The sequence below is a fragment of the Mycobacterium sp. IDUB_28 genome (assembly GCF_055419285.1).
Genome location: NZ_JBVAXK010000010.1, coordinates 60,164 through 84,886, shown reverse-complemented (window position 1 = coordinate 84,886; position 24,723 = coordinate 60,164). Strand labels below are relative to the sequence as shown.

Genomic DNA, 24,723 nt, shown 5'->3' with positions numbered 1-24,723 from the left:
GCGGGTGAATGCACTTGTTGCGCTCTGTGGCCAAAACATCTACACAGGAACTGGAAGTTGATGACGCCGAGATGACTTGGTAAGCCTCCCGGCACGCACGTGCTGATGGCAATTAGTGTGCGGCCCCACCGGATGGAGACGACCTTGCCCGAGACGGCGATACCTTCGCCCTGGCCCCCCACACCGGCTGTGGTGCTGGGCTACAGCGCGCTGCTAGCTTCTGTCGCCGGCTTCGTCAACGCGGTCGCTTTGCTGGTCTTGGCGTTTCCGGTAGGAAATCTAACCGGGGTGACCACTCAATTGGGGATGACCACCGCCAACCCCTGGCTGTACGAGGGCCACGTGCTCACCGCAATTCTGTTCGGGTTTCTGACCGGCACGGCTGCCGCCGGTGCAATCCTGGCGCGCACGCAGGTCCAGACCGACCGGCGGCACGCCACCGTCCTCGTCGCAGAAGCCGTGCTGCTGCTGCTAGCCGCTGCCGGAGTAGAAGAGGTGTCCGTTAAGGCGGTTATCGCCACGGCGGGAATTGAACAAACCGTTGTGCAGGCGTTGCTCGCCGCCGCTGCGTTGGGCTTGCAAAATGGGCTAACGTCCAGTTTTCACGGTATGGCAATCCGCACTACTCACTTCACCGGCACTGTTACCGACCTTGGACTGATGCTGGGCCGCAGCCGCAGCCACGGGATCGACAAATGGAAAGCTGCCGTCCTAACCGCAACGTTGCTGCTGTTTCTTACTGGCGGGGTCGCAGGAGTCCTCGCCGGCGCTTGGCTCGGCGGATACGCGTTGATCGTCCCAGCCGCGATCTGCGCGGCCGTCGCGGGGGTCAGCGTGCTGCATCGCCGCACGCGGCGCACGCCGCCGACAACGACAGCTCAGGACCCCGTCCCGACAACCGCGCAAGACCGGTAGCGGAGTTGACTCGACAGCAAGTAAAGCACTCAACAGTGACTTGCAGCACGCCGAACGGTGTTCACCACCATCACTGACCCGACCGGGCAACGCACGGCAGACCTGGTCGATCGGGAGTTCAAGACGGCCGCCCCGAACCGGTTGTGGGTCGCCGACATCGTGCGCCGCGAGGCGCTGTTTGACCGAGTGGAGGTGAGAGACCACCACGTTTTCGCTGTCGCAGCAGCGGGTTGAAGCTGAGGGCAGCCTGATCCCCCGGACGGGGGTAAGGGTGGACAGCAGCCCTGACAACGACGAGTCGCACCAGGACTGCCAGATGGTGCGGGCTCGGCTAGCAAGACGGAGAGGTATACGTGAGGAACCAGTGTCCGAACGCCCCTCAAGCGTACCCACCAGCCCTGAACCTGGCGGACATGGGCTGGGTCGCACCGCGTGCCCACCTGACTGAAGTCACCGCGTCCGGTGTAAACGGATGTGGTTGTCCAGGTGGGGAACTCGCCGGATCGGAGAATGTCGTCGGTCCGGGAGGCCATGGTGAAAGCCTGCGGCGTAACCATGGCGATGGTGCAGGGGCATAGCTGGATGCCGATCCCGTCGAACGGTCAACAGTGAACGCGGGAACCCTGCCGTGGGTCCCACTCGAACCGGGCAGCCGGTTCGGGCGAGTGGGAAGGTACCGTCGCCGACTGATGCCGGCGGCAGGGGGCGGAGAGCTCGTAGTAGTCCGAGGCCGGGAAAGCCGGCCACATGGCGAAGGGGCTCAGTTTGATTGCGCAGCAACCGATGCATGGGAAGGAGTCACCGGTGAATACGGGTGTTTCGTGGCCTGCCGATGTCGTTGACACGACGTGGGCATGGCACCGAATACTTGCGATGCAGACGAAGCTGCACCGTTGGGCGACGGCCGATTCCGGCCGACGTTTCGATGATGTGTTCAACCTCGTCTACGATCCTGCGTTCTTGCTGGCGGCGTGGGATCGGGTACGGGGTAACAAGGGCGGCCGCACCGCCGGTGTGGATGGGGTCATTCCCCGCTATGTCCCCGCCGAGGATGTGGCCGAGATGCTCGCCGAGCTTTGTCTGCAGGTGAAGTCCGGGGAGTCCACGCGCTGCCGGTGCGGGAGCGCCGGATCCCTAAAGCGAACGGCAAGACGCGCTCGCTGGGGGTTCCGACGATGACCGACCGGATCATTCAGGCGTCCTTGAAGCTGGTGCTGGAGCCGATCTTCGAAGCCGACTTCGAACCCAGTTCCTACGGGTTCCGGCCGAGACGACGAGCCCAGGACGCGATCGCCGAGATTCACTACTACACAACGGGCAACCGCTCCTATGAGTGGGTGTTCGAGGGTGACATCAAGGCGTGCTTCGACGAGATCGACCACACCGCCCTGATGGAGCGCGTGCGTAGTCGGGTCGTCGATAAACGTGTGCTGGCGCTGATTCGGTCGTTCCTGAAGGCCGGCGTCCTCACCGAGGACGGCCTCAACAGGGACACCCGCACCGGCACTCCGCAAGGTGGGATCTTGTCACCACTGCTGGCCAATATCGTCTTGTCTGTGCTGGACGAGCACTTCACCGCGAAGTGGGAAGCGCTCGGACCGTACTGGACCCGCGCCAAGCATCTGCGCGCCGGGGGCGCGGCGATGAAGCTCATCCGCTATGCCGATGACTTTGTTGTCCTCGTCCGCGGACCCCGCGCCGAGGCTGAAGCGCTGCTCGGCGAAGTGGCCATAGTGCTGGCTCCGATGGGTCTGCGCCTGTCGGAGGAGAAGACCCACCTGACCCATATCGATGACGGGTTCGACTTCCTGGGCTGGCGTATCCAGCGCCGGACCTGGCAAGGACGCTGCGGAATCAAGAAGACGGTTTACACCTATCCCTCGAAGAAGTCTCTGGCTTCGATCAAGGAGAAGATCCGTCTCTTGACTCGCCGGAACGCCCATCGCACGCTCGCAGATCTCTTGCGTCGGCTCAATCCGGCCATCAGAGGCTGGTGCACGTACTTCCAGCATGGGGTATCCAAGCGAACCTTCTCCTACGTCGACCACTTCGCCTTCTGGCGCATCGTCGGCTGGCTGAAGAACGCCACCCCAAACTCAACGTGCACACCGTGATCCGCCGCTACCTGCCCGGGTGGCACATCGCGGCGGACGGTATCGAGTTCTTCAGCGCACCCACGGTCCCAGTGACCCGGTATCGCTACCGAGGAACCCGGATCCCGAACCCATGGACGAGCATCCCAGCGGCATGAATCAGAGGGAGAGCCGGATGCTCAGGAATGGGCACGTCCGGTTCGGAGGGCGGGCCGGGGAAACCCACCAGCCGCAAGGCTGACAGGGCGCCCCGGTCCGACCCCTACACCTTTGTGCGCACCTGGCAGGGATTCTGCTACACCGCCTTCGGCACCGACGCCTGCAGCCGAAAGGTCTCCGGTTGCGCCGTCGCAGCCAGTATGCGCACCGAGGACCTGCCGCTGCAGGCATTCAATCATGCTGTGTGGCAGGCCAACTCAGATCTATGTGAGTTGGTTCATCATTTCGGCCGCGGATCGCAGGCTGGATTCAATCGGTGGTCGCAACACCGGCTCGATGGAGCGAGTTTAGATGTTCATTGAAGGCTTCGGCAGGAGTGCGCCAGCCGAGGGTTATGCGGGGCGGGTGTTGAGGGTGTGAGCGATGGCCGCGATGTCATTGGTATTCTCGTTCGTGCCGCGCTGCCACGGACTCTTCGGATCAGCGAAGTACACCTTGACACCCGAGGCGATCGAGAACTGGGCATGCGCCGACAGTTCCTTGCCACGGTCCCAGGTCAGCGATCGGCGCAGCTCGGCGGGCAGTGTGGTGATCGTCTGTTCCAGGGCGGTGGCCATGGTGATCGCGCCGTAGCCGGCCAAAGCTGGGCCGTTCGTGGTCCGCGGGATCACCCCATATCCAACTTCGCGCGGGAGGTAGATTCAGCATGGTGAACCTGCTGGTGCGCTCCACCAGAGTACCGATTGCACTGCGCTGCAACCCAATTAGAAGATCGCCCTCCAAATGACCCGGAACTGGGCGATCGGCCACCTCGGGTGGACGTTGGCTGATCAAGGTTTCCGGGGTGACGTGTGCCCACGCCTTGGACCGGGTCCGCGCCCGGGGCACCCGCAACGCTCGGCCCCGGCGCAAGCAGCTGACCAGATCCCGTTTCAGCGCCCCGCGCGATTCGACATATAGAGTCTGGTAGATGGCCTTCGTGGCTGATCCGCATGGTCTCATCATCGGGGGACTCCACCGGCAAGCGACGGGCGATCTGCTCGGGACTCCACGCCTGAACCCAGGCTCGATCACCACGGTGGGCTTGTTGCGGCCCTTGCACGGCGAGCTGGCGGGACCGACCATGACGTGGCCATCAGCATCTCGCACCACCTCGGAGAGCTTGTCCTGGACGTAGTGGCGTAGCCGATCGTTGGTAACCAGCTTGGCCGTCTTCGGCCGGCGGGCCCGTCGCTCGGCATGCCACTGAGCGGTCGACGCCTTGTACTCGACTCGGTAGGTTCGGGTCGAGGCGTTGCAGCGCAGCTCCCGCGATATTGTCGACGGTGCCCCGCTCGAGTCGTCGCGCAATTTCACGGACACCGGCACCCTGTAGTTCATTGAGCTGTCACCGCGATCGAATGAACGCACGAAAAGACCACCGACGCGACGCGCCGGTGGTCCCATAATTGGCGATCCAGGTGGTCCCATCACCCTGGCAACAATCAGGTCACACTGGTCCCATCCTCATGGCAAGCGACAGGTCTTTAGTCCCTACCGGGGTGGGGTATGCGTATGACACCGTTTCGAAGCATGACAGGATCACACTCTTTCCCAGTTGAACCGACCACCGCGACAGAGCACGCTGACTACGGGGAGCGACTCAAGCAACCCAATCGGGTAGTCCAGTTCGCAGCATGGATTGGCATAGTTGCTGGCATAGTGCTCTCGGTTGCAGTCATCTTTTTCTCGGGGTTCTTTCTTGGCTGGTCAACGGGCAGCCACTATGGCTGGCACCGAGGCCATGACGCCGGAATGGACCACAGCTGTTCGATGACGGGGCACATGAAAGAACCCGGGCCCCGATGACTTTAACTGGGGCCCCTCAAAGACGGCACCCCAGACCCCGCAGCCATAGCCACTGACCATCGGTACGCTGTTGACGGCGTGGTGACAATTCCCTTACCGGCTGGGTGCCAGATAGTCACTCTTATTGGGACTGTCTGAAAAACGGTGGATCTGATCTTGGTCTGACGCGCCGGGCGTGAGCTTGGCGGGAAGGACTGACGATGTCAGAAACACTCGATCCCGTGGTGAGGGAATTGGATCAGCGGCAGCTCGCTGAGCAGCTGCTGGCGCAGGCGAAGGAACAAGGTGTCGAGCTGGTCGGTCCGAGTAGGCTACTGAATCAGTTGACCAAGAACGTGCTCGAGACCGCGCTGGATGCGGAGATGGCCGAGCATCTGGGCTATGACAAGCACGACCCGGCTGGGCGGGGCAGCGGCAACTCCCGCAACGGCACCCGGGCTGAGGCGGTGCTGACCGAGATCGGCCCGGTCGAGATCGAAGTGCCCCCCGAGACACCAACAGCTCGTTTGACCCGCAGATCGTCAAGAAGCGTCAGCGGCGGCTGGCCGGGATCGATGAGATCGTCTTGTCGCTGACGGCAAAGGGATTGACGACCGGTGAGGTCGCCGCACACTTCGCCGAGGTCTACGGCGCCACGGTGTCTAAGGACACCATCAGCCGCATCACTGACAAGGTCGTCGGGGAGATGACCGAGTGGTGCAACCGGCCGCTGGAGCCGGTGTATCCGGTGGTGTTCATCGATGCGATTCATGTGAAGATCCGCGACGGGCAAGTCACCAACCGGCCCGTCTACGTCGCGGTCGGGGTCTCCTGCGCCGGCGAGCGCGACATTTTGGGGCTGTGGGCCGCGAGGGCGGTGAGGGTGCGAAGTTCTGGTTGTCGGTGCTCACCGAGATCAAGAACCGCGGTGTGGGTGATGTGTGCATCGTGGTCTGCGACGGGCTTAAAGGGCTGCCCGAGGTGGTCAACACCGTGTGGGATCGCGCCCTGATCCTGACCTGCGTAATCCATCTGCTGCGCAACACCTTTCGCTACGCCTCACGCAAATACTGGGATCAGATCGCTAAAGATATCCGGCCGGTCTACACCGCGGCGACCGAGGTTGCGGCCAAGGAACGCTTCGTCGAGTTCACCGCCACATGGGGTCCGCAGTATCCGGCGATCATCCGGCTGTGGGAGAACGCCTGGAGCGAAATCGTGCCGTTCCTGGATTACAACGTCGAGATACGCCGCGTCATCTGCAGCACCAACGCCGTGGAGTCGATCAACGCCCGCTACCGGCGCGCTATTCGTGCCCGCGGGCACTTCAAGACCGAACAGGCTGCGATGAAATGCCTTTATCTCGTGACCCGTTCCCTAGACCCCACCGGCCGCGGCAAGGCACGATGGGCAATGAGGTGGAAGCCCGCGCTCAATGCGTTCGCGATCACCTTCAACGGCCGGATCACCCCGACCGGCAACTAACCAATGCCAGGGTCGGATCCACCGTTAATCGGACAGTCCCCTCTTATTGTTATCGCGAGGGCATGGGCATGCTTGGCATGGGGGACGTGCTCGGCATTGGTGGCGATGACGGCATGTGAGGCATTGGGCTCATACTTGGTATCGGAGCGGTTGAGCCCATACACGGCATCTTTTTCATATCGTCCTCCATGGTCTTCATCTGTGCTTCCATTGGTGCACAGCAACTCTTCGCGGGGTGCCAGCTCGAGGGTGCGAACAGCATAAATAGACCGGCTGCAACGATAAAGATCCCTACCATGATCCCTGTCACGGCGAGCGTCGGGTACAGCCAGCGTGCCCGAGCTGGGCGCGTGGTAGTAGGACTAGTGGTGCCTGCGTCTGTCACAGCTTGGTCCGGGGTGGGTTGGTCAGGGTCCGACATGGTGAGTCCTTCTGAGTTGCGCCGACTGATGTATTGCTGCAGTAGTGGAAAGTCCATGCCCACGGTGCGTCCGGTCGGTTACTGGGGCGCTGGGCGAGCGGAGGGGCGACGTCGGGTGCACGCCAGCCTGGGGTTCTGGCTATGTGCCCCAGGCTGATTCACCGCGGGGAGGGGCAAATCGGGGCCGCTCACATGCCAGCGCAGCAAGATGGGGGATAGATGAGCAGGTACACGCCTGCTGTGATGATGAAGATGCCGACTGCGATACCGACCATCGCGAGGGTTTGGTAAAGCCAGTGAGACTGAACTGAGGCGGTGGGCGCTGTGACTGTCCTCATTGGATTCCTTCGGTTCGGCAACGCTGCTGAACGTACTATACTACTTAGTAGGTCAGTATGTTAGCCGTGCGAGGCGCCACTCCCATCCGGAGTTCAGATGATTTGTTTTGGGGAAGGCGCGCACGCGGTGTCGTTGCTCTCGCATCGGTGCGCATCACAAACCTGATGGGTTCGAACCGTTTTTGTGCCGCGCACACTCGGTCATCACCGCTACATTCCACACATCATGACGCCCGAAGCGGCCAGTGCCGCGATCGTGAGGGGCGCGGCAACCATGACCGCGATGAGGCTGATCAATGCTGCGCGGGCGCGTGCTTGCGCAACGCCTCCCGGTGGCGTGGCGAGCCGGTCGACGCGAGCCAGCACGGCCACATCGGCGGCCGCCAAGGTCCCGGCCGGTGTGGCACGGCACATGGTGATCAAACCAGACAGCAACACCTCCGAGCCGTGTCGGCGGGCCGAGGCGTCGTCGGCGCACATCTCCAGCAGGCGCGACACCTCGGCGGCGCCTTGGTGCATCAGGCCCAGCCTCGGGAAGACCGCGGCCAGACCGCGCAGCGCTGTGACCGCCAGAAAGTGGTGTCCCTGCAGGTGGGCCCGTTCATGGGCAAGCACGGCGGCCAGCTGTTGATCGTCGAGCGCGGAGAGGGCACCGCTGGTCACTACGATGGCCGGCGGCCGACCCGAGACGCAGTAGGCGAGCGGCGCGTTGGCCTGCACCACCAGGTAGGCGTCTGCATTGTGATGTCCGACCAGACGCACAGCCGCGGCATGCGCGAAGGCCCGCGCGCGCATCCGCGCTACGGTCCTGGCCAGTCGCACGCTGCAGACCACGGCCAGCAGCACCAGCGTCACTGCTATGACGCCCAGCGCGGTCGGTGCCAGCCCGGCGTTGTCACTGACGATGACGTGCAGCCAGGTCAGACACGAATGGAGGAGCGCTCGCGGGTAGCGCCAGTGGATGACCAGATCGACCAAGATCATCCCCGCTGCCGCCAGCCAGCTCAGCAACACCGTGCCGATGGCGAGCAACCACGCCGCAACCCCCCACCGGGGCACAAGTCCATGGCGGGTCAACGCGCCCAGCGACGGCGGTCCCGCGATGAGCATGGCAACGCTATACGACAGAAGGCAGACCGCGACGATCACCGCTGAGCTACCCTCACTTCGATCGCCGCCGCAGTGCAGCACGTAGCCGCGCCGATTCCTCCGGGCCGATCTGCGCGACGAAGTGGTGAAGCACTAGATCAGGGTGCCCGCCCCCGTCCAGCGCCTCGCGCATCAGACGAGCGCTGTGCTGTTCGCGGGACAAAGTGGCCCAGTATTTGTAAGCCTTACCCGCACGTTCTCGCCTCAGCCAGCCCTTGGTGTGCAGGTTGTCCATGGTGGACATCACCGTCGTATAGGCAATAGTGCGTTCGGCTGCCAGTTCGTCGAACACCTCGCGCACCGTAGTCGGGACGATCGGGTCGCGGCTCCAGATCCGGTCCATGACGACCGCTTCCAGCTCCCCGAATCCTCGAATCCTCAAAGCGGCCTCCCGAGGTGGCGGCATCGGTCGTCGTGCTGCGTTTGATGCTGCGCGGCATCGACGACCGGATAAGTACCCTCCGTACGTAGATAGTAAGGCAGGCGGGGCGGCAGCGCAGTGCCACCGGTAGGCCGCTATGGCCCCGACGCCCCGCGCAAACAGGCCACTAGTCCAGCCCCACGCCAGCATGACGCGACACCCCAGTGTCCGCGAAATGACGACACAGCGACGGGATACACCATGTCGATCGCGTAGGCTAGCCGCACCGGCGAGCGGTCCGGACGGGTCGCGACATACGCTGTGGGACGGCGCCTCCAACCCGATCCTTAATCGCCCGCCGGCCGTCGACGCGAAATCCTTCGCTGCCGGGGCGGGAACGCGCACCAGTGTCGACCTACACCGCGCCGGCGTTCACCAACCGGCCGGTGGCGGTGCCGGCGCGCCGATTGTCAACGCCGCAAACATGATTGCGATTCAGACTGATCCTATCTACTATCTCTGTACCTAGGTAGTAACACTTCGTGGACACGGCTCACGGCCGTGACGAAGGGAGGGCCGTGTCCGAGGGTCCGCCGACAGCGCCGACAGCGCCGACAGTGCCGATCGTGCCTGCGCGTCGCCGATGATCTGCGAACCAGGATGAGTCTTGACGTCTGTCCAACTCGGAGCGTTCAAAGCAATGCGGTGGGGGAGACGCTGGCCGCCGAGGCCGAGCTCATCACAGCGTGGCTCGATCAGGGTACAACGCTGCAGACCGTGCACGGTCTGCTAAGCAGGCGCGGGGTCGTGGTGCCTTTTCGGGCGCTACGCCAGTATGCAGCGGCGCAATCGAAGATAGGGCGGCAACAAGACATCCTGTCGCTGTCCGCGTGCGAACCTGGGCGCATGGTGCAAGTCGTTCTCGGCCGGCTCGGCATGCTGACCGACACGACAGACGGGCGGCGTCGAGTGACGCACGGGCTGATCTTCACTGCGGTGTACTCCCGACAGATCTTTGTGTACCCGATGTATCGACAGACACCCAGCGAGGTCATCGAGGGATTCGAGGCCGCGTGGGGATTTTTCGGCGGGGTGTTCGCGGTGGCGGTGCCCAACAATATTGCGGCCATCGTCGACCGCGCCTACGGCACTGCCCCGGCGCTGAGCGACGTGTTCCGCGATTACGCCGACGCGCGGTGCTTCACCGTGACCCTCACCGGGACGCGCAGCCCGCATGACATACCGCCAGTGGAACACAACATCGCCTACGTGCGCTCAGAATTCTTTGCTGGCGTGCCATTTCGGGATCTCGCCGACTGCCGTGGACAAGCACAGTACTGGTGTGCCGCGGTCGCCGGACTGCGGGTGCACAGCACCACCGGATGGCGCCCCGCGCAGGTCTTCGCCGCCGACGAGCGACCCACCCTGGCCCCCCCACCGGACGCAGTGTTCAGCATCCCGACCTGGACCCACCCCAGGGTCGCCCCGAGCGGGCAGGTGCGGGTCGCCAAAGCCTTCTACAACGCGCCCGGCGAACTGGTCGGACGCCGACTCGACGCCCGCGCCGATGCGCGCACGGTCAGTTTGTACTGGCGCGGCCAACTAATCGGGGTCCATGACGTTGCGCGGTGTGGTGGTCGGCGCACCAACTTCACGGACGGGTCGCTGTAAACCAGGTGTGCACAAGTGAGACCCGAACGCAGCGCAGGCTCGCTGCCTCCGTGCTCAGGCGGCGCCCCCGGTGCGGGATAGATGGCTGCGCGGCGCAACCGGTCCCCGCGCTGGGAAGCCGGCGCGCTGGACGGACGCCGTCCGTGGCACGCTAACTCAACGACCGCGGCGGTCACCACCTTCGGGCCGCTCCACCACCGATAAAAGCCATCCCAGACAAACATCCACGCACGACTAGCCCGGCGGACCCTCCGAATGCGGCAGCGAACTCACGCCGGTCTGAGGATCGCAGCAACCCCGTCACCAGCGGGGCCAGCGCCACGGTGGTGACGGTGCGGTGGGGCCTCGGGTTGACGGTTCGACAGGCCGGGTGCGCAAATGCTTATGCAGCGCCGCTCTGACGTGCGGATACACCGGCAGCTCGGCTTGGAGGCCGACCGCAGCAATAATGCGCGCCACGATGGGATGGCTGCTGACCAGGCGCAGCTGAACGCCCTGGTTGCGGCAATGTTCCAAGGCTTCGACCAAGACGCCAAAGCCGCACACCGCCATAAAATCCACTCCATTGGTCTCGACGATGAGAGGGCCCGGTGCGGCGGTAGCGCGCACAGTGTCGCGCAGCAGCAGCCTCCAGGTCCGCACATTGCTCGCGTCGATCTCCCCGCTGGCGTGCACCATCATCGCCGAGCCGATGCGCTCGGTGGTGGCTCGCAACATGCCGTCTTCCGTGCTCACGACAGGGCCTAGCGCGTCGCGGATTGCGGGGCGGGATCAAACATTTCAGTGCAGCACACAACATTCCCCTTAAGGTGTGCCATGGAAAAGTGTGAAGGGATGCTTGCCCCTGCGCTGCTTAAGGGCCCGGACCCGGGTGTGTCTCACCGGGTGATTCGTGTTGTTAAACCCGTGAGGGTTACCCGTACCCCGGAAGGGTTTACGTGGGAGGCGTGCCGCGCTACCTTACCTCCGAAGGGTTTCTCGTGTAAACGGGTAGCCGGATTTCACTTGTGGGGACGTCACTACCGTGGTAGCGCTCCGGCGGGAGGGTTGAACGTGGATCAGAGGTCTCGATCCAAGAACCCGGCCGTCAACTGCAGACGCTGCAGTACACGGTCGCGACACAGAATACGGGCATTGAGTCCGCGGGTGCACGGGGACTAAGTCGCGTGCCACATTTCCCGTATTGGCCAGCCTCCGGAATCCGCCTCGGGTGGCGACTTAGAAGTCCAAGCCCTCTCACCGATGCCGTCGTTGACGATCTCTGCGAGGTCGAAAAAGCTGTAGCTCAGTCCATCAGTGCCTATTGCCACGGCAACGCGGCAGCAATCACCCGCGTTCGCGGCGGCCACGGATGGCGCGAATTCACCCTCTCAAGCGGCAACGTCATATCGTATCGATGGAATATGATTTTGCGCGATTTTCGTTGCGCCGCATGCGGACACGACACCCGTGATGAAACGTACAGGGTGAACGACCGAGTATGGGCGGCAGCGGGAAACACCGGCGGCCGCCTTTGTATCAGCTGCCTTGAACGGCGCTTACACCGGCCACTTGTACCCTGCGATTTTGTCGGTGACGACATTCAGAGAGACCGACCAGCCTCGCCGCGCGTGACCGACCCCCAACATCGTCCGCACGACGCGCGCCCGAATATTCGCTTCGATGCCCCGATTGGCAGCGTCGACCTGCGCGCTTTTGACGACGCAGGGATCGCTTATGAGATCCTGGCGTGCCCAGACTGTCTGCCCTGGCGTGCAGAAGTGGTGCGCGATCCGCAAACAAATGAGATCCTCATTCGCGAGTGGCATGCAGTCGATTGCGAGCTTTTTCAAGAACTTATCCGCGATGACCACCTCCGCTGACCCAATCGGCAACTTGAGCTAGGCGCCCCTCCAACGGAGCGCGGTGTCGCCGCCACCGATGTAGTGATCGGCGGCTGCAACGCGACGATGCGCTGATCCAGGCGGCCGTCGCGTGCCGGGCATTCGTGTTCGCCAACGTGCTGCATGACCGCACAGCCGCTCACCGGGCTCCTGGCTAGGGTCTGTTCGGGCCCGACGGTCAGGGTCCTACGGATGGTTGCACGCCGAGGTCACAATCCGCCCGCCGCCCAGGCTCTCCATGGCGGCTTGTTCTGCCGCGGCGCGCGTATAGCCGGTTGCTCCTTGAAACTTCGAGCCGTCGTAGGCGACTGCGCCGCATCGGGTGAAGCTGCTCAGGACGGCGCAGCTGCTCACGCCGCACTCCCGAAGGGCCGTTATCTCCGCGAGCGTTGAAGATACCTTGCGCCGCGCGATGCCGACCTCACCGGTGGGAGCGTATGCGATCGCCCCGTAGTAGATGCGAGGCGGGATGGGCAGCTCGGGGATCGAAACGTCATGGGCGCCAGCCGTTGCCACCAGCGTGACGCTTGTCGCGGCGACAGCGGCCAGCCCGGCTACCCCTAATGCGGCCCGACGCATGAGTTTGGTCGTCATATCCTTGCTCCTTCCCAGAAATTGTTTATCTGGTGACCCAACTATCCGGGCGCGTACCCCACAGGGGTAGGGTACAAAGTCCTTCGGTGAGCCCACACATGGTCATCACGACCGTTGTGTCGCATTGGATCCGGCGACGAAGACTTCAATTCGCCAACAACGCTGTCATGCCACACCATGTCGCGGCTGCACACGGGCGCTGTGGGTCCCGCGTGCACACCAGCGTCGAGTTCCCTCGCGGTGGAACGCCAGCCGATCGCCGCCGGGCACTGAGTCATTCTATCTACTGGTTGTGTACGTAGATAGTAGTTTGGTACCTTCTTCGTCCGCGGCTGAACCGCCCGCATCTGCCGCGCCTCCGCGTCGAGGTTCGGTCCAGGGGATGGCAAATCATTTATTGTGCCGCCCACGTCTTTAGTCGGTTCCTGACACGCATCGCCAGTGCATCGATGTGCGCCGTCGGGAAGCCAGCTTTTTGGCTCACCGTGTCGGTGCCGGCGCAAGGACGTCCCAGAGCGGTCCTGCGGCAATACCGAGTGCAAGGCTGAGGCAGGCCGTGATCACCGCGGTGCCGGTGGACCAACTCCGGGGAATGAACTCGGTGGCGCTACATGGTTTACGGAACACCGGGGCGATCCAGCGCAGATAATAGACGAGGCTCAGTAGGCTGTTGGCGAACACCGCTACGGCCAGCCACGCTTGACCGCCGTCCCACGCAGCCGTGGCCGTGGTCAGTTTTCCGACGAAGACCGCGGTCGGTGGGGTGCCAACCAGGCCGAGCGCGCCCACCACCAATGCCCCAGCGAGCCAGGGCCGCGCCCGAGCCAGGCCGCGGTAATCATCGAGGTCACGCCGATCGGGCAGCGCGGTGCTGACGGCGAACGCGGCACTGTTGGTCAGGGTGTAGCCGACGAGATAGAACAGCAACGAAGGGAGGGCTAGCGGGCTGCGCCCGGCCACGGCGACCGGCACCAGGAGATAGCCCACTTGGCTGACCGTCGACCAGCCCAGGAGCCGGCGGGGATCGCGTTGGCCGTAGGCAGCCAAGTTACCCAATGTCATACTCGCGACGGCGAATACCGCGATCAGCAGCGGCCATGCCACCGTGTGGGGCAGCACGTCAGCCACGCGGTATGCCGCAACGAGCGCGCCGATCTTGGGCACCGTCGTCAAGAACACGGCCGCCACGCCGTTGGCGGCTTGGGCGGCGTCGGGCACCCAGAAGTGGGCGGGCACGCTTCCGGCTTCGAACATCAGCCCCGCCAGGACAGCGACGACACCAGTGGCTACGGCCGCGCCTGGGGCGCCGCGGAGCCCGGCGGCGAGCTGGTCATATCGGGTGACGCCGCTAAGCCCGTAGACAACGGTGATTCCCAGTAGCAACGTGATGCTGAACAGGGCACCAATCAGGTACGTCTTCATCGTCGCCTCGGCTGCCTGCCCGGAGCGCAGCAGCCCGATGAGTCCGTACAGCGGAACGCTGGCCAGCAAAAAGCCAGCAGCCAGGACAAGCAGGTCACTGGTCCCGGCCAGCACCAGGATGCCGGTGGTGGAGAAGAGCACCAGCGCGTAGGTGTCGCTTTCTCGGGCCGCGCCCGTAATCTCGTCACCGGCTATCGCCAGTACGACGAGCGCGCCGGCTGCGGCGGTCACCCGCGCCACGGCGGTGGCCGTGTCCAGGACGAAGGAACCCTCAAAAGCGGTCTGATCCGGGGCCGCGATGGCGATCGCGGCGACCACGATGACACCGACAAGGGTTGTCGCGGCGGCGATCCGGGCCCACCACTGCCGAGGTCGCGGCAGAAACGACCCGGCAATCAACACCAGAAGGCCACCGCCGAACGTCAGCATCTCGGGCAGCAGCAGCAGCGGCCGCATGCCGCCCTCGGTGTTCACCGGTTATCTCCCCAGAAGCTTGACGAGCGTGCGCGAGGCCGGCTCGATCACGTCCAGTAAGGGCCGCGGCAGGATGCCGATCACGACCGAAAGCGTCACAAGCATTCCCGCTGAGCCCAATTCCGAAGGCCGCAGATCCACAAAGCCTTGCGAGAGGCCTCGGGTGTCGCCGGTGAAGATGTGCTGCAACGCCCGCAAGAACAGTGCCGCGGTCAGCACGATGCCGGGCAGGGCGAGCGCACTCAGCGCAGTAGCGGCAATACTGCCCGTGAAAATCTGGAATTCGGCGATGAAACCGGACAGACCGGGCAACCCGAGGGAGGCGAATGCCCCGACCGCAAACACCGCAGCCAGTTTCGGGGCGGGTGCGGCCAGACCGCCGTAGGCGTTCATCTCGTAGCTGGCGGTGCGCTCATAGAAGACCCCGGCGAGCAAGAACAGCGCCCCGGTGATCAGACCGTGACTGACCATCTGCGTGACGGCGCCGCTGATCGCCACCGCACGCGCGTCGGCGGTGCTGGACGACACCAGGCCAGCGGCACCGACGGCCAACACGATGTAACCCATATGGTTGACTGAGGTGTAAGCCACCATGCGCTTGAAGTCGTTTTGCGCCAACGCCACCAGGGCGCCGTAAAGAACCGACACGATACCGACGACGATGATGACCCAGGCCCACGCACGCCAGGACTGCGGCAGCATCGGCATCGCGATGCGGACAAATCCGTAGGTACCCATCTTCAACAACACCCCGGCCAGCACCGCCGAGCCGACGGCAGGCGCGTCGGTATGGGCCGGGGGCAGCCAGGTGTGGAACGGAACCGTCGGCGTCTTGACCGCCAGACCCACCAGGATCGCCGCCAGCACCAGCCCGCCGGCCAGCGGGCGAGCGGCCAGCGGGGTCGCGGCGATCAGTTCGAGCATGTCGAAGGTGTGCGGACGGGCGGCGATGTAGAGGCCGATGAAGCCCACCAACAGCGCCAGGGATCCCAGAAAGGTGTAGAGGAAGAATTTCAGTGCCGAGCGGCCGGCATCCCCGTGACCCCATCCGGCGATCACGAAGTACATGGCCACGATCGACAGATCGAAGAACACGAAGAACACGATCAGGTCCGCAGCGACAAACAGCCCCAGGCTGACGCTTTGCAGAAACAGGAACAGCGCTGCCTGGGATCGGGGCCGGTCGCCGCGCAACCCGTAGAGCGCGCAAGCCACAAAAATCAGCGCGGTCATCAGGACCAGCGGCAAGGACAAGCCGTCGACGCCGATGTGGTAGCTGCTGTTGACTCCCGGGATCCAGCGGGCCCGTTCTTCGAAAGCCAGCCCGTTAACCCCGGGAGTGGTGTAGCGCAGCCACACCGCCGCCACCAGCGCCAGATCGACGGCGGTCACTCCGACCCACACCCAGCGGACCGCCGCGCCGCCACGCGGTAGCCCAAGCATTCCTGCTGCGCCAGCCAGCGGCAAAAAGACGATCAGACTCAGCATCTCACCGCACCGCCACCAGAAGCAGCACGCTTAGCGCAACCACCACCACCGCGGCGAGGTAGTACTGGTGTAGCTGGCCGGATTGCGGCCTACGGGCCAACTCAGCGAGCTGACGCGTCCGCATCGCTACCGCCCGCACCGCCGCATCAACAACGTGCTCATCAACGTCGGCCGTCCAGCGGCCAGCGCGCAGCGATTCGGCGGCGACCCAGTCCACGGCCCGGTCGAGAATTCGGTCATCGAAGCGGGCCAATGCCGCGGCAAGACGCATCGTCGGCCGGACAACGACCGCGTGGGCGGCGCGTTCCATACCCAGCCAGTCGGCAGCCCATCGGGGTTCGGGCACCCCCCAGCGAATCACCGCGGCCACCACCACCAACGCCAGCAGCGCTGAGCCGGCCAGCTCGAGCACGCCCGGATGCGCAATCGGCCCGGTAGCGAGAACACGGCTCACCGGCGACGCAATCGGCGGCAACACCAACACTCCCAACCCCGCGGCGCCGGCAGCCAACACCATCAGCGGCAATCGCCCTAAAACGTTCCGCGCGTTGCGATTTGCCTCCTTCTCATCCTCGACCGGCGATGATGTGCTCCAGATGGCGACCAGAATCTTTGCCGCGTAGGCCGCCGACAACGCGGCGGCCACCAACCCGGTGGCGTACAGCCCTACAAAGTGGACAAGGGCGACCGTCAGGATCGCGTCTTTTGTCGCCCACAGCGACAGCGGTGCGATTCCCGCCAACGCCGCAGCGCTCACGGTGGTCGTCCAGCCGACCAGGCGCCATCGCCGGGCCGCACCGCGTAAGTGCTCAAGCTGTTTGGTGCCCAGCAGTGAAAGCCACGCCCCAGCGGCCAGAAACAGCCCGGCCTTGGTGAAGGCGTGGGCGATCAGCTGGGCTGCGCCGCCCCCGACCGCACCCACACCGGCTGCCATCACCACGAACCCCAGCTGCGCCGCAGTCGATGCGGCCAGCAACTGTTTGAGATCGCGTTGGGCCAGCGCAACCGCGCCCAGCAGCACCGCCGTTACCGCGCCGCTCCACGCCGCCGCATGCGCGGCCCATCCGGTGGCCGCCAGCAGCGGCTCGACGCGCAGCAACAAGTACCCACCCATGGCCACCATGGCGGCCGAATGCAGTAATGCGCTGACCGGACTAGGACCCTCCATCGCCCGCGAGAGCCAAAACGAGAACGGCAGCTGCGCCGCTTTGCCCAGGGCGGCGATCAACACCCCGAATGCTATTACGTTGCGCCACAAAGTGTTTGCGTGAGGTAACTCCGACAACTCTAATCTGGCGCCGCCGGCCATCGCCGCGCCGGCGGCCAGATACAGCCCCAGGTCCCCGGTGCGGGTCGTGATAAAGGCGGAAAGCCCCGCTGCCATCCGGAAATCATCGCGCCACCAAAAGCCGATCAACGCATAGGACGCGGCCCCCATCACCTCCCACGCCGCCAGCAGCGCGGGCAGCGTCGCCGCAGTTGCCGTCAAGATCGCGGCAGAAGCAAACAGCAGCATCCAACCGTGAAATCTGGCCGCAGCTACCGTGATATCGACCGCGGCGAACATCAGTACCACCAGGGTGACGACCGCAACCGCAGGGACCACCAGCGCCGACAGACCATCCACGGTCAACGCGAACTGCCCGCCAGCCACAAACGAAACACTGACAGCGGGACGGGCAAACGCCACCACGGCCGACAAAGCCACCACAATTGCCGACGCCGCCACCGAGATCCCCGCCGCGAACCGATCGCCGCAGCGGATAAGCAGCAACGCTGCGCCGAGGACCGCCGGAATCAGGATCAGCAGCCATAGTGCCAGCTGCGCTAACGCGCTCACCCCGTTCATCCGGCCAAGTCTGCGGCCATGTCGGTCATGTCGGTCTTACGCTCGCGGTGCAGCACGGTGGCTACCGCGAACCCCATCGCCATTTCCACCGTCATGGCAGCGATAATCACCAGCAGCAGCACCTGCCCGGCCGAGGCGGGCGCGGCAAACCACCAAAACCCGCCGGCGGCGAGGATGACCGCGTTGATCATCAACTCCAGGCCCATCATCACCATGACCACAACCTGCTGCGAGAGCGCGCCATAGAGCCCGACGCAGAACACCGCCGCGGCCATCAGCAGCACGGTTTGCAGCGTCACCGCCCGACTCCGCCGGGTTGCGGATCGGCGGCGGGTCGGCGTTTGAGGTCATCGCCGAACCGGTCGTAGCGGCTGCGGTGAGCCGCGAGGACGATGCCGGCAACGATGGTAGCCACCATCACCGGGCTGATCACCGCCATAGCCAACATCTGGGGACCCATCAATTCCTCACCCAGCGCCACCGTAATGTCCGGAGGCGGTGTCCCGCGCCGCGCCGGCCAGTCGCTCAGCAGGATTCCCGACGTCAACATGACGAATGTCCCCACCGCGGCGGCCAGCGCCCGCCGCTTGTCGTGCACCATGCTCATCGGCATCAACGCCGGATTCATGCCCATGAACATGACCATGTAGACCGCCATCACCGCCATCTCCATCACCATCATCAAGATGGTGATCACGCCGATATAGTTCTGCTGCAACAACACCAGCGCGACACCGACGGCGATGAACGAGACCGCAAGAGCATAGGTGGCGCGGGCCATGGAATTAACGATGAATACCGCTGCCCCCGCCACCACGGCGACGGCGGCGCTGACCCAATAGACCATGTCGACGATCATTTTTCACGTCCTCACTGCAATGACGGCAACGACGAGATCTTGCAATATTGTGAGCGGTACCAACACAATCCAGCCGATCTCCATGAACTTGTCCGGCCGCAACGCCGGCAAGCGGTGGCCCAGCCACACCAGCAACGACAACAACCCCAGCGTTTTGACCAACACCCATGCCCAGCCCGGTAACCACGGACCCGCGTCGCCGCCCAGAAACATCGGCACCGCGAACGCAGCACCGGCGACCAACAACGCATAGCGCCCGGCCTGAAATACGAGTCGATCAACCCCGGCCAGCTCCGCGGCAACACCGCCGAGAACATCGGCGCCCATCGCTGGGGAAAACGGGCCCCACACCGAAAACGCCATGACGCCACCGCAGTACACAACAAACGCCAGGGGCATCCATACCACAAACCACAACCCACGCTGAGCAGCGGCCACCTCGCCAACCCGCAGACTTCGTGCCGCGATCACCGGGGCCACCAAGGCAAACATCAGCGGCAGCTCATAGCCCAAACCGTGGGCAAGGAACCGATAGCCCCCCACCAGGGAATGCACCGAATTGGGCCCCCACCCGGCAAGCCACACCAAAGCCCACACCGTCACGTCCATCGCGGTGAACCACACGACTCCCACGTCAGAGTCGAATAATGTCCAGTGCCCCAGCGGAATCACCGCCACCATCAGCGACGCCACCACGAGCAGACCGGTGGCCCCCACCCGCCACAGCAGCGTGTCGGCGGCCACCGTGGCGCGCCGGCGCTGGCGCATCAGCCGAGCAACCTCAGTAACCGCGACACTCGCGGCGCCGGCACCCTTCCCGGCCCCGCGTGCAGCAAGCGCGCCGTCGAGAGTCGCCGTAAACAGACCCAGGCTCAAAAGCAGCACCGCTGCAGCCGGCGCCCACACGCCCGACACCGTCGTGACGGAGCTCTCAGCCACCGCGACCACCCGCGGCCTCGGGCGCGGTCTCAAGACCGAGACTGGCGATCACCAGCCGAGCGGTCGCCAAATCCAGACCACGCACCAAACCCGGCAGTGCGGCAACGACCACACTGCCCGACGGATGAAATGTGTTGGCCCACAGCGGATCGTTCACCATCCGCCGAGCTATGTCCACGTGCGCGAGAAGCCGGTCGTAACAGTCGCCGGCCCACATTGTAGGCAGCTGCAGGCGGTCACAGTCCTCGATGGTCATCGGTGCAAGGTCGCGCAGCGACCAACGCAACGTTCGTGACCGGCCAATCTGTCGGTGCAGGATTTGAAGCGCCGAGGTGCCCCGCTGGAGAGCTGGTTCGCTGAGGAGAGCGTCGCGCGCCCGCCGGGCGGCGGCGGCCGCACGCGCCCACCCGGCCAACAGCAGCAGATCTGTGGCGTGGTCACAGTGTCGTGCCGCCGCCAATACCTGATCCTCACCCACGTGCGGCCGCGGGTTCTCCCGCATGGCGTCGCTATCGATGACCCAGGCGTCCGCCTCGGTAATGACATCGCCTTGAAGTGCGCATTCCAGCACCAGTCCAGCAGGCCAGGAGGTACAAACCGGACCCAACCGCACTCGCAGGACATCCATTTCCAGACCATCGCGGTCCTCACCGCCTGCGGCCAAAGCGATACCCGCCGGCGCCATGTCCATGGCGCCGTGGTGCATGTGCCCATGTGCGCCGTGGTCCATGCTGCCGTGGTCCGTGTGGTGGTCGCTGTGGCCCATCGCGTTGGGGTCCCTCTGGTGGTGGTCGCTGTGGCCCATCGCGCTGGGGTCCATCTGGTGGTGGCCGCTGTGGCCCATCGCGCTGGGGTCCGTGTGGTGGTGGTCGCTGTGGCTCATCGCGCTGGGATCTAGGTGCCGGTCTCTGGCGTGGTCCGCCGCGTCATGGTGGTGTTGACCGCGATCCACGCCTTGCGGATCCATCACGTCGTGCCCCAAATGCCCACGGCCGCACTGGGTTGCAAGATGGTTCTCATCCCCGCCGCTGGTCATCGGATGGTGATCGTCGTGATGGCGATGGCTGTCATCACGCTCACCGACCGGCGACTCGCGATTACGGGCGTCGGTGCGTTGTGTATTTACATCGCTCAACTGTGCGAGGGCACGCTCTAGCGCCTGTTGCACCGATTCCGCATTCGGGATCTCGACCAGAGCCCTGGGCCCGGGCAATTGTTCCCACACCCGATCGATAGCCCCAGTCAGCTCGGGTCCTGGCGTCCCGCAGACTGCCAATATGTCGGCATCAGCCGGTGACGCCGCCAGGCACCATCCACGGGCAACGAGACGTTTTTCGGCCTCTGCACGCACCACCCAGTACCCAGCAACCTCCACGGTGAGAACATGCGCCCGCCGGGTCGCGTACCGGGCCAGCAACTGACTCACACCCATCGCAACGCGCCTTCCCGCCACGCCCACCCCACGGCCACCAGCAACGCTGCCAGGAAAAGGAACATCTCGACGATTGCCGCTGCGCCCATCTTGGCAACTACCAACGCCCACGGGTACATGAACAACATCTCGACATCAAAAGCCAGAAAGACCAGTGTCGCCAGATACCACCGCACGTGATACCTGGATAGGGCGTGCTCCTGCGGCCGCCATCCTGATTGGAACGGCAGCACGCTGAGCGCACTAGGCGATGTCGCGGTGAAACGGTGCAACCAGTAGAGCATGGCGACGCCGCTCACCTCAACCACCGCCATCCATACCATGCCCATTTCCATCCCGGTTCTAAAGCGTGCTATCACGGGTACAAATCAGCAGTCCCCGATTCGCAAACCGCGGCCGCGAACGGCTGACTGGTGACTGCGTCCCAGCGCACGCGATGCTCGTGCGCCCCAATGCTGACACCTTGCAACATGAGGTTGCCGAGGCAGATAAACGCTCGGTACGGCGGTCACCAGACGCACGGCGGCTGCCGGAAACCCTCGCCCCGGCGTCGGCGCCCAAGTTTCGCATCCGCCGTACGGTACCCCGCTAAGGTATTGAATAACCAGGTTCTGACAGAAATTCTTTGGGCCCACGCACGCTGCGCGGCGATGAGCCCGTGCCACTGGTCAAGCGCCCGACCGCCGTGACCCACACCACCTTTGCATACCCCAGGGGGGTAAAGTATCCTTGACTGTGAGCGGAATGCCCGGGTACGGAAAGGGGCTAAAAGATGAGCACTATGACAGTCACCGTGGCTGGAATGTCCTGCGGACATTGCGCGTCCTCGGTGCGTGAGGAGCTTGCGCACGTGTCGCACGTCAAATCGGTCGACGTCGATCTGGCAAGCGGCACAGTAACTATCGACAGCGACGGCCCAGTTGATACGTATGCGCTGAAAAACGCCGTCGAAGAAGCCGGCTATCAGCTCGCCGGCTGAACCCCTCGCCCAGGAAGGGAAAGCAGCCATGGGGACCGCCACCACATCGACACAACACATTGAGCTCGAGATCGGTGGAATGACTTGCGCCTCGTGCGTGACCCGAATCGAAAAGACCCTGAACAAGCTCGACGGGGTCAGCGCCTCAGTCAACTTTGCGACCGGCAAGGCCAGCGTGGATTACGGTGCAGGTGTTTCGTCCGATCGACTGGTAGCGGCAATCGAGCAAGCCGGTTACACAGCGACCGTGCCAGCAGCAAGCACTTCGGTCGGCGACGGGGCGGGCGCCGCCGCGGCTGACGCCGATTCACTGGTGTTGCTGCGGCAGCGGTTGGTGATTGTGGTGATGCTGACCGTGCCAGTGATTGCCATGGCGATGGTTCCCGCGCTGCAGTTCACCAACTGGCAGTGGTTGTCGCTGACGCTGGCCACACCGGTGGTGGTGTGGGGTGGGTGGCCGTTCCATCGGGCTGCATGGACCAATCTGCGCCACGGCAGCGCCACGATGGACACGTTGATCTCGATGGGCACCCTCGCCGCGCTGGGTTGGTCGGTGTATGCGCTGTTTTGGGGCAGGGCTGGGATGGCCAACATGACGCATTCGTTTCAGTTGACCGTCAACGGCGCCGACGGCACCGGCAACATCTACTTGGAGGCTGCTGCCGGAGTTACGGCTTTCATCCTCGCCGGCCGGTATCTGGAGGTCCGTGCGAAGCGGCGCGCCGGCGCCGCGCTTCGCGCACTGCTGGAGCTGGGGGCCAAAGATGTGGCAGTGCGCAGAGATGGTGTGGAGCAACGCATTCCCATCGACCAACTCGCAGTCGGGGACGAATTCGTGGTCCGCCCGGGGGAAAAGATCGCCACCGACGGCGTGGTGATGGAGGGCTCCTCGGCGGTGGATGCTTCCATGTTGACCGGCGAATCCGTGCCGGTAGAAATCGCACCCGGGGATTTGGTGGTGGGTGCCACCCTCAATGTGGGTGGTCGCGTCGTCGTGCGCGCCGCACGCATCGGCGCGCACACCCAATTGGCGCAAATGGCCAAGCTGGTCGAGGACGCCCAAACCGGCAAGGCCGCCACGCAGCGATTGGCCGACAGGATTTCGGCGGTGTTCGTGCCGATGGTCCTGGCCTTCTCGGCGGCCACGCTCGCGGTGTGGATCAGTACCGGAGGATCAATGTCGGGGGCGTTTACCGCGGCCGTCGCGGTGTTGATCATCGCTTGTCCGTGCGCTTTGGGACTGGCCACACCCACCGCGCTGCTAGTCGGCACCGGCCGGGGTGCCCAACTCGGAATCTTGATCAAGGGTCCAGAAGTGCTCGAATCGACTCGGCAGGTCGATACGATCGTGCTGGACAAAACCGGCACCATCACCACTGGGACGATGACATTGGTCGAGGTGATCACCGCCGAAAGTCAGCACCCCGACGAGGTGCTGCGGTTAGCCGGCGCGCTTGAAGACTCCTCTGAGCACCCGATCGCCAGGGCTATCGCCGACGGCGCCCGGGCGAAGGTCGGCGACTTACCAGCCGCGCAGGGTTTCGCCAACCGACAGGGACTTGGGGTGCAGGGCATCGTCGATGGTCATGCGGTGGTGGTAGGCCGGCCCCTCTTGCTCGCTGAGTGGTCGCAGCAGCTCGCGCCGGAGTTGGCCACCGCCATGCACCGGGCCGAGTCGCAGGGCAAGACCGCGGTCGCGGTTAGTTGGGACGGCCAGCCGCGCGGGGTGCTGGTCGTGGCCGACGCGGTGAAACCGACGTCAGCCCAGGCGGTCGCGCAGCTGCGCGCGCTGGGTTTAACCCCGATCATGCTCACCGGCGACAACCGGTCCGCAGCCGCTGCGATCGCCCGCCAGGTCGGCATCGAACATGTAGTCGCCGACGTCCTTCCGCGCGACAAGGTCGAGACCATCAAGCAGTTGCAGGCCGACGGCAGAGTCGTTGCCATGGTCGGTGACGGCGTCAACGATGCGGCTGCCCTCGCCCAAGCCGACCTCGGTCTCGCAATGGGCACTGGCACCGATGTCGCCATCGAGGCGAGCGACGTGACACTGGTTCGCGGTGACTTGCGCGTTGTCACCGACGCAATCCGGCTGTCCCGCAAGACCTTAAGCACCATCAAGGGCAACCTGTTCTGGGCCTTCGCCTACAACATCGCTGCGCTGCCACTGGCGGCGGCCGGGCTGCTCAACCCCATGCTGGCCGGTGCGGCGATGGCCTTCTCCTCGGTATTCGTCGTCAGCAACAGCCTGCGACTGCGTAGGTTCGAGCCGTTGACGTGAGCGCGGCAGCCAACCACACACCCCTTGCCGGCCAGCCAACTTTTGGGGTTTGACGGCATGCTCATCGGGTACGGGATGTGCAACGGTACTGTACCTATACCCGG

General features: G+C 64.4%; 21 protein-coding genes and 2 pseudogenes. 10 read left to right on the top strand and 13 right to left on the bottom strand.

Going from position 1 to position 24,723, the window contains the following annotated elements:
* Positions 1-132: 132 nt before the first annotated feature.
* The 4 genes from ACZYZ9_RS20400 (at position 133) to ltrA (ending at position 3,029) form a co-directional block, all read left to right on the top strand.
* Positions 133-915, top strand: a complete 783-nt coding sequence (locus tag ACZYZ9_RS20400) for a YoaK family protein (RefSeq protein WP_463828084.1) — start codon at positions 133-135, stop codon at positions 913-915.
* 57 nt (positions 916-972) lie between these two features.
* Positions 973-1,149, top strand: coding sequence for a hypothetical protein (locus ACZYZ9_RS20395; protein ID WP_463828205.1), 177 nt, complete (start codon positions 973-975; stop codon positions 1,147-1,149).
* A 639-nt stretch (positions 1,150-1,788) separates the two neighbouring features.
* A complete protein-coding gene (locus ACZYZ9_RS20390) occupies positions 1,789-2,094 on the top strand; it encodes a hypothetical protein (RefSeq protein WP_463828204.1) in 306 nt (101 codons plus the stop codon).
* The gene (gene ltrA / locus ACZYZ9_RS20385; protein WP_463828197.1) at positions 2,031-3,029 is read left to right on the top strand and encodes a group II intron reverse transcriptase/maturase; all 999 of its coding nucleotides are present in this window, start codon (positions 2,031-2,033) and stop codon (positions 3,027-3,029) included. Before ACZYZ9_RS20390 ends, ltrA begins: the two co-directional genes overlap by 64 nt.
* A gap of 447 nt (positions 3,030-3,476) precedes the next feature.
* On the opposite strand, the pseudogene ACZYZ9_RS20380 reads toward ltrA, so the two are convergent.
* Positions 3,477-4,539, bottom strand: a pseudogene (locus ACZYZ9_RS20380) (IS30 family transposase); the annotation flags it as partial.
* A gap of 676 nt (positions 4,540-5,215) precedes the next feature.
* Between ACZYZ9_RS20380 and ACZYZ9_RS20375 the strand changes: the two are divergent.
* A pseudogene (locus ACZYZ9_RS20375) lies at positions 5,216-6,479 on the top strand (IS256 family transposase).
* A 969-nt stretch (positions 6,480-7,448) separates the two neighbouring features.
* Here the strand turns inward: ACZYZ9_RS20375 and ACZYZ9_RS20370 are convergent.
* Positions 7,449-8,348 carry a M56 family metallopeptidase gene (locus ACZYZ9_RS20370; protein WP_463828083.1) on the bottom strand — a complete coding sequence of 300 codons (900 nt, stop codon included), beginning with the start codon at positions 8,346-8,348 and terminating at the stop codon, positions 7,449-7,451.
* 52 nt (positions 8,349-8,400) lie between these two features.
* Positions 8,401-8,769 carry a BlaI/MecI/CopY family transcriptional regulator gene (locus tag ACZYZ9_RS20365; RefSeq protein WP_463828082.1) on the bottom strand — a complete coding sequence of 123 codons (369 nt, stop codon included), beginning with the start codon at positions 8,767-8,769 and terminating at the stop codon, positions 8,401-8,403.
* A gap of 885 nt (positions 8,770-9,654) precedes the next feature.
* On the opposite strand from ACZYZ9_RS20365, the gene ACZYZ9_RS20360 reads away from it, so the two are divergent.
* Complete coding sequence (locus ACZYZ9_RS20360) at positions 9,655-10,419, top strand: Mu transposase domain-containing protein (RefSeq protein ID WP_463828081.1); 765 nt, start codon at positions 9,655-9,657, stop codon at positions 10,417-10,419.
* 300 nt (positions 10,420-10,719) lie between these two features.
* Here the strand turns inward: ACZYZ9_RS20360 and ACZYZ9_RS20355 are convergent, their stop codons facing one another.
* Positions 10,720-11,154, bottom strand: coding sequence for an anti-sigma factor antagonist (locus tag ACZYZ9_RS20355; protein WP_463828080.1), 435 nt, complete (start codon positions 11,152-11,154; stop codon positions 10,720-10,722).
* Between the two features lie 875 nt (positions 11,155-12,029).
* On the opposite strand from ACZYZ9_RS20355, the gene ACZYZ9_RS20350 reads away from it, so the two are divergent.
* Positions 12,030-12,281 (top strand): hypothetical protein, encoded by a 252-nt coding sequence (locus ACZYZ9_RS20350; RefSeq protein ID WP_463828079.1) that lies wholly within the window; start codon positions 12,030-12,032, stop codon positions 12,279-12,281.
* A gap of 207 nt (positions 12,282-12,488) precedes the next feature.
* On the opposite strand, the gene ACZYZ9_RS20345 is transcribed toward ACZYZ9_RS20350, so the two are convergent.
* The 8 genes from ACZYZ9_RS20345 to ACZYZ9_RS20310 form a co-directional block, all read right to left on the bottom strand.
* Positions 12,489-12,896 carry a DUF4189 domain-containing protein gene (locus ACZYZ9_RS20345; protein WP_463828078.1) on the bottom strand — a complete coding sequence of 136 codons (408 nt, stop codon included), beginning with the start codon at positions 12,894-12,896 and terminating at the stop codon, positions 12,489-12,491.
* Positions 12,897-13,376: 480 nt separating this feature from the next.
* Positions 13,377-14,774, bottom strand: coding sequence for an NADH-quinone oxidoreductase subunit N (locus tag ACZYZ9_RS20340; RefSeq protein ID WP_463828196.1), 1,398 nt, complete (start codon positions 14,772-14,774; stop codon positions 13,377-13,379).
* Positions 14,775-14,795: 21 nt separating this feature from the next.
* Entirely contained in the window at positions 14,796-16,280 is a 1,485-nt protein-coding gene (locus tag ACZYZ9_RS20335; RefSeq protein ID WP_463828077.1) for a complex I subunit 4 family protein, read from the bottom strand.
* A gap of 1 nt (position 16,281) precedes the next feature.
* Positions 16,282-18,129 carry a proton-conducting transporter transmembrane domain-containing protein gene (locus ACZYZ9_RS20330; RefSeq protein ID WP_463828076.1) on the bottom strand — a complete coding sequence of 616 codons (1,848 nt, stop codon included), beginning with the start codon at positions 18,127-18,129 and terminating at the stop codon, positions 16,282-16,284.
* Positions 18,126-18,428, bottom strand: coding sequence for an NADH-quinone oxidoreductase subunit NuoK (locus ACZYZ9_RS20325; protein WP_463828075.1), 303 nt, complete (start codon positions 18,426-18,428; stop codon positions 18,126-18,128). Before ACZYZ9_RS20325 ends, ACZYZ9_RS20330 begins: the two co-directional genes overlap by 4 nt.
* A complete protein-coding gene (locus tag ACZYZ9_RS20320; protein WP_463828074.1) occupies positions 18,425-18,988 on the bottom strand; it encodes an NADH-quinone oxidoreductase subunit J in 564 nt (187 codons plus the stop codon). Before ACZYZ9_RS20320 ends, ACZYZ9_RS20325 begins: the two co-directional genes overlap by 4 nt.
* A gap of 3 nt (positions 18,989-18,991) precedes the next feature.
* Positions 18,992-19,927 carry a complex I subunit 1 family protein gene (locus ACZYZ9_RS20315; RefSeq protein WP_463828073.1) on the bottom strand — a complete coding sequence of 312 codons (936 nt, stop codon included), beginning with the start codon at positions 19,925-19,927 and terminating at the stop codon, positions 18,992-18,994.
* Positions 19,920-20,810 (bottom strand): hypothetical protein, encoded by an 891-nt coding sequence (locus tag ACZYZ9_RS20310; protein WP_463828072.1) that lies wholly within the window; start codon positions 20,808-20,810, stop codon positions 19,920-19,922. The genes ACZYZ9_RS20315 and ACZYZ9_RS20310 overlap by 8 nt, the downstream gene beginning before the upstream one ends.
* Positions 20,811-20,840: 30 nt before the next feature.
* Between ACZYZ9_RS20310 and ACZYZ9_RS20305 the strand changes: the two genes are divergently transcribed.
* Entirely contained in the window at positions 20,841-21,083 is a 243-nt protein-coding gene (locus ACZYZ9_RS20305) for a hypothetical protein (RefSeq protein WP_463828071.1), read from the top strand.
* A gap of 266 nt (positions 21,084-21,349) precedes the next feature.
* Here ACZYZ9_RS20305 and ACZYZ9_RS20300 read toward each other — a convergent pair whose 3' ends face one another.
* Positions 21,350-21,694 (bottom strand): NADH-quinone oxidoreductase subunit A, encoded by a 345-nt coding sequence (locus ACZYZ9_RS20300; RefSeq protein ID WP_463828070.1) that lies wholly within the window; start codon positions 21,692-21,694, stop codon positions 21,350-21,352.
* A 437-nt stretch (positions 21,695-22,131) separates the two neighbouring features.
* Between ACZYZ9_RS20300 and ACZYZ9_RS20295 the strand changes: the two genes are divergently transcribed.
* Complete coding sequence (locus ACZYZ9_RS20295) at positions 22,132-22,338, top strand: heavy-metal-associated domain-containing protein (protein ID WP_463828069.1); 207 nt, start codon at positions 22,132-22,134, stop codon at positions 22,336-22,338.
* 28 nt (positions 22,339-22,366) lie between these two features.
* Positions 22,367-24,619 (top strand): heavy metal translocating P-type ATPase, encoded by a 2,253-nt coding sequence (locus tag ACZYZ9_RS20290; RefSeq protein ID WP_463828068.1) that lies wholly within the window; start codon positions 22,367-22,369, stop codon positions 24,617-24,619.
* The last annotated feature ends 104 nt before the right edge of the window (positions 24,620-24,723 follow it).